The sequence below is a fragment of the Flavobacterium sp. genome (assembly GCF_044361065.1).
In the GTDB taxonomy this organism is placed as follows: domain Bacteria; phylum Bacteroidota; class Bacteroidia; order Flavobacteriales; family Flavobacteriaceae; genus Flavobacterium.
The window spans coordinates 1-5638 of sequence record NZ_JBIKJI010000141.1 but is presented as its reverse complement, the minus strand read 5'-3'; the positions used below and the strand labels follow the sequence as shown (position 1 = coordinate 5638).

Annotated in this window: 4 protein-coding genes and 1 pseudogene; all 5 read right to left on the bottom strand. The window is 30.8% G+C overall.

Annotated features, from left to right (window positions below):
• Positions 1–699: pseudogene (locus ACIQ11_RS08520) on the bottom strand (peptidase S8); the annotation flags it as partial.
• A gap of 35 nt (positions 700–734) precedes the next feature.
• Positions 735–1922 (bottom strand): tRNA 2-thiouridine(34) synthase MnmA, encoded by a 1188-nt coding sequence (gene mnmA / locus ACIQ11_RS08515; RefSeq protein WP_396154228.1) that lies wholly within the window; start codon positions 1920–1922, stop codon positions 735–737.
• Between the two features lie 13 nt (positions 1923–1935).
• A complete protein-coding gene (locus ACIQ11_RS08510; RefSeq protein ID WP_396154227.1) occupies positions 1936–2691 on the bottom strand; it encodes a toxin-antitoxin system YwqK family antitoxin in 756 nt (251 codons plus the stop codon).
• A gap of 112 nt (positions 2692–2803) precedes the next feature.
• A complete protein-coding gene (gene yidC, locus ACIQ11_RS08505; protein WP_396154226.1) occupies positions 2804–4699 on the bottom strand; it encodes a membrane protein insertase YidC in 1896 nt (631 codons plus the stop codon).
• Positions 4700–4782: 83 nt separating this feature from the next.
• Positions 4783–5638: CTP synthase (locus tag ACIQ11_RS08500; RefSeq protein ID WP_396154225.1), on the bottom strand; the 856-nt coding region annotated here is incomplete at its 5' end.

The window sequence follows — 5638 nt, the reverse complement described above, 5'->3', positions numbered from 1 at the left end:
TTGCCCTTCTGCAAATCCGCCCATAGTGGATAAAACATTTGAACCGTGATTGTGTCTGAAAAAATAATTAGTGTTTTGATCAGGAAAATTATAACCTCCTAATATTTGATTGTTTGTAATTAAATTTTGAAATGGAAGTGCTGTATCAACTCCTAAAAATCCAGAATCTAAAACGGCAATAACTTTTCCTTGTCCAGTATAATTTTGTTGATGCAATAAATGCCCGTTAAGCATTTCAATTTGATTCTGAGAATTACCGTAGTTGTAAATTACTTGAGCATCTAATTGTTTGTTTACTGCTGAAATTTTATTGCTTTGAGAAACTCTTCCACCTGGATTTAAGGTACGATTGGCAAAAGTGATGTGATTCACAAAGCTTAAACTTGTTAAAGCTTGAATATTGGCTTGTGTACCTCGAATATGCAACGCATTCATCCATCTTGATTTTGCCATAACTGTTATACCAGTTGATGCCGCAATTTGAGTAATATAACTTTGCTCCACGGGAACATCCGTAATATCTAAAGAAATATTTTGAGCGATTCTTCTATCCAACGAACGTTGTGTCAACATCGTTAGAGGATTAGCTAAATAAGTTGCTGCACTTGGCTTGTTATTAAAATACACCCAGGCATCTTCAATTTGAGCAAAACTCAAGTTGATAATTCCTAAAAATAATAAAAGATATATTTTTTTCATATTAAAAATTAGTATTCAAATATAGCAAATTTATTTTATGAAATTACTCCACTACCCTGCAATTCATAATCCATATGCCAAGCTACAAATTGTCCTTCGGTAATTGCGGATTGGGGATTTTCAAATTGTACATACATTCCGTTATCAAATTGATGTAATGTTGCTTTTTGCAACGGCTGACGATATCTAATTCGTGCCATTACATTTTTAGTTTCTCCTACATTCAATTTTAAATCTTGACGAATCCAATGTACTTCGTTTGCTTTTATGAACAACGTATTTTTGAATAACCCAGGATGATTGGCGCCTTCTCCAACATAAATAATATTATTTACAACATCCGTTTGAATAACAAATAAACCTTCTTTTGTCCCTCCAACATTTAAACCACGACGTTGACCGTTTGTAAAATAATGAGCACCTTGATGCTTTCCTTTTACAATTCCATTTGTATTTGAATAGTCTTTATTTTTAGCATAAAAAGCTAATGATGCTTCGGTATTTACAAAATTTGGAAGTATCGAATTATAAATTTCATTAGTAGCAGGAATTTCAATAATTACACCTTCTTTTGGTTGTAATTTTTGTTGTAAAAATTCTGGTAAACGCACTTTCCCAATAAAACATAAGCCTTGAGAATCCTTTTTCTCAGCCGTAACCAATTCCATTTTAGTGGCAATTTCTCTAACTTCTGGTTTTGTTAATTCGCCAATTGGAAATAATGCTTTTGCTAATTGTTCTTGTGATAATTGGCATAAAAAATACGATTGATCTTTGTTGTCATCTTTACCAGCTAATAATTGATGAACTTGTTTTCCATCAATTTCAATAGTGTTTTTACGACAATAATGTCCGGTTGCTACATAATCTGCTCCTAACGAAACGGCAATTTTCATAAAAACATCAAACTTTATTTCTCTGTTGCATAATACATCAGGATTTGGCGTTCGTCCGTTTTCGTATTCTGAAAACATATAATCAACAATTTTTTCTTGATATTGTTCAGATAAATCAACGGTTTGAAACGGAATTCCTAATTTTTCAGCCACTAATAAAGCGTCATTACTATCTTCTAACCACGGACATTCATTTGAAATAGTTACGGAATCATCGTGCCAATTTTTCATAAAAAGTCCAATAACGTCATAACCTTGCTCTTTTAAAAGATAGGCTGCAACGCTAGAATCTACTCCACCTGAAAGTCCTACAACTACTCGTTTCATTTATATTTTGTTATTATTCTTCAACTGGTTTTTCTACAGGAGTACTTTTAGCAAATTTCTTGGCTAATTTTTGTTCCACTTTTTTTAATTCCTTTGAAAATTTATCCGCTTTAACTTGTTTTACAACTTTGTCGTTCTCGTAAAATTTCCAAATTCCAACCTTTACATTGTTTTTATAAGTTCCTTCGTATAATTTTTTTCCATTCCCATCAAAATAAATGGCAACACCTTCAAACATATCATTAACGTATTGATGTTGGTCTATTTGCTTTCCATTTTCAGCAAATGTTTTGGCAATGCCATTTTTCTTACCTTCAGTATAATATATTTCTTCCGCTAATTTATTAGCTTTATAAAACACTTTTCTTACACCATTTAATTTCCCGTTTTTATAATTTTCAAGCGTCATAATATCTTTAGATTCTTGATGGTAATATTTCCATTGCCCTTCAAAAAGTTTGTTTTTTACAACACCTTCACTAACTTTATTACCTTTTTGATCGAAAAAAATAGTATAACAAGAACCATCTGCTTTTGAAAAATCGCGAGTTGCAATTAATGTACCTGCTTTAGTATCATCAAAATATTTAAAAGTACCAACTTCTTTTCCGTGTTCAAAAGTGCCTTCGTATCTTGGACGTTTACTTTCTTCGTGAACGCCTTTCCAAAAACCATTACGCAAGCCTTGTTCGTCAAATTGATTTAATTTATCTTGTGCTGAAACCAAATTTGCAACTACTAAAAAAGTAATAAAAATTAGTTTTTTCATAAATTATAATATTTGTTAAATATGTTTTTTTATCTCTAAAATAATACAACGTTTGTTTTACAAAAATAGTATAAAAAAACCTGTTCTCAACAAGAACAGGTTTTTAAAGAATTTATTTTTTCTTTTGGTTTAATGCCTTTTGAGCTTCTTGTTGTTCCATTATCTCTCGCATTTTCTTTTGAAATTTCGATTCCGTTTTTGGTTTCGTTTTATTTACTTGAATTTGTGCGTGAATTTTTTCTTCGTTAACAACATATTTTTTAATGACTAACATAATTCCGATTGTAATTAAGTTTGATATAAAGTTATATAAACTCAATCCAGAACCATAATTATTGAAGAAAACCAACATCATAATCGGAGAAAGATAAATCATAATTTTCATAATTTTTCCCATATCTGGCATACCTTCTTGTTGAGGCGCTTGCATTGCTTGGTCGCCTGTTGTCATTTTCATATAGAAGAAAATTGCAATAGCGGCTAATATTGGAAACAAACTTACGTGATCACCATAAAAAGGTATATTAAATGGCAATTTATAAATGGAATCATATGAAGATAAATCGTCTGCCCAAAGGAAACTTTTTTGTCTTAAATCAAAAGCAGAAGGGAAAAACTGAAACGAAGCATACATAAACGGTAATTGAATTAATGCTGGAATACAACCCGCCATTGGATTTACGCCTGCTTTAGAATACAATGCCATTGTTTCTTGTTGTTTTTTCATTGGGTTATTTTTGAATTTTTCACCCAATTCTGCAATTTCTGGTTTCAATACTTTCATTTTGGCTTGCGACAAGAATGATTTGTATGTTATAGGCGACATCGCAATTTTAATTAAAATCGTGAAGATGATAATAGCAAAACCATAAGGCATAAATCCTGATAACAAACCAAATAATGGAATAAAAATAAACATATTTATCCATCCAAATACACCCCAACCTAATGAAACCAATTCATCTAAGTTTTTATCATAAGCACTTAATGTTTTATAATCTGTAGGACCATAATACATATTCATATCGTAATTTAAAGCGCCATTTTTAAACTCTAAAGGCATTTTAGCTGTAAAGTTTTTAGTAAAAACAGTATCTACTTTTTCATCATCTACTAAATTATCCGATTTTAAATCTACTTTCTTAAATGGTGTGTTTGTTAATAAAACAGAAGTAAAAAAGTGTTGTTTAAATGCTACATAAGTAACGGCTTCTGCAGTATCTTCTTTATCTGAAGCCGCATTTAAATAATCGTCTTTTCCGTTGTCAAATTCGTAAATTAATTCGGTATATCTATTTTCATATGAGACACTTTTTTCGTTACGATAGGTTTTTAAATTCCATTCTAAATCAGTTGGTTTTGAAGTATTTAATACATTTTCCAAACCTTGTGTACGAATAGAAAAATCCAACATATGATCGTTTTCTTTCATTACATAACGGTATTCTAAAAACTGATTTTCACCTGTTTTAAGTTGCATCGTTACTACCTGATTTTTTCCTTCTTTCGTATATTTTGGTTCGAAGTATAAATCCTTAGTATTGATAACTTTACCGTCTTTTGTTGTTAAGGTTAAATTGAAGTTCGCATTATTATCTTTAATAATTTGAACCGCTTTTCCTGAACCTTTCTTAAATTGTTCTTCATTTAATATAGTAGCTTCAGAAATGTATCCACCTTTATTGGCTATTTTTAAACGCAATACATTATTTGCTAATAAAGTAGCGCTATCTTTAGCTGTAGGTAATGATTCTGCATAAGCGAAAGCACCTAATTTAGATAAAGCTTCTTGTGAAATTTTCCCTGTAGAATCAGTTTTTTGAACCAATTGAGTTGTAGTTGGCGTTACACTTTTAGGTGTTTTTGCTTCTTTATCGGCTTGTTCTTTTTTGGCTGTTTCAGCTAATTCTTCTTTTGTTGGTTGGTTTGAATACATCATCCACATTAAAATCCCGAAGATTAATGTGAAACCAATAAACGACTTAATGTCAAACTTTTTTTCTTCCATAATATGAATGTGCAACTCAAACGGAGTTGAATTAAATTTATAATTTGTATGCGTTTAAATAAAATCGTTACAATATAGCAATTCTATTTGTTTTTAACAGCTGCAGCCACTAATCCCATAAATAATGGATGTGGATTTAAAACTGTACTTTTATATTCTGGATGGTATTGTACCCCAATAAAGAAAGGATGATTTGGTAATTCAATGATTTCAACCAATCCTGTATCTGGGTTTAAACCAGAAGCTACTAATCCAGCTGCTTCCATTTCTGTTAAATAATCACCATTAAATTCAAAACGATGACGGTGACGCTCTAATATATTTGTTTTTCCGTAAATTTTGTGTGCTAAAGTATTTTCTTTAATTGAGCATTTCCAAGCACCTAAACGCATAGTTCCACCCTTTTCAGTAACTGTTTTTTGTTCTTCCATTAAACTGATAATCGGATAACTTGTGTTTTCATTCATTTCTGTTGAATTGGCATCTTTTTTACCAAGTATGTTTCTTGCAAATTCAATAGAAGCCATTTGCATTCCCAAACAAATTCCTAAAAAAGGAATATTATTTTCACGCACATATTTAATCGCTTCAATTTTACCTTCAATACCTCTTCCACCAAAACCAGGAGCTACTAAAACACCATCTAATCCTTGTAATTTATCAGCTACATTGGTTTTATCTAAAAATTCAGAATGAATACTCACCACATTGACTTTCGTTTCTTGTGTAGCGCCAGCGTGAATAAAAGCTTCTAAAATGGATTTGTATGAATCTTGTAATTCAACATATTTACCAACCAAACCTATGTTTACTTCGTGTTTTGGATGTTCTAATTTATATAAAAATTCGTTCCATTGTTTTAAATCTGGAGTCGCTTTTTCTGGTAAATTTAATTTTTTAAGTGCTACTTTATCCAAACCTTCTTCTTGCATTAAGTTA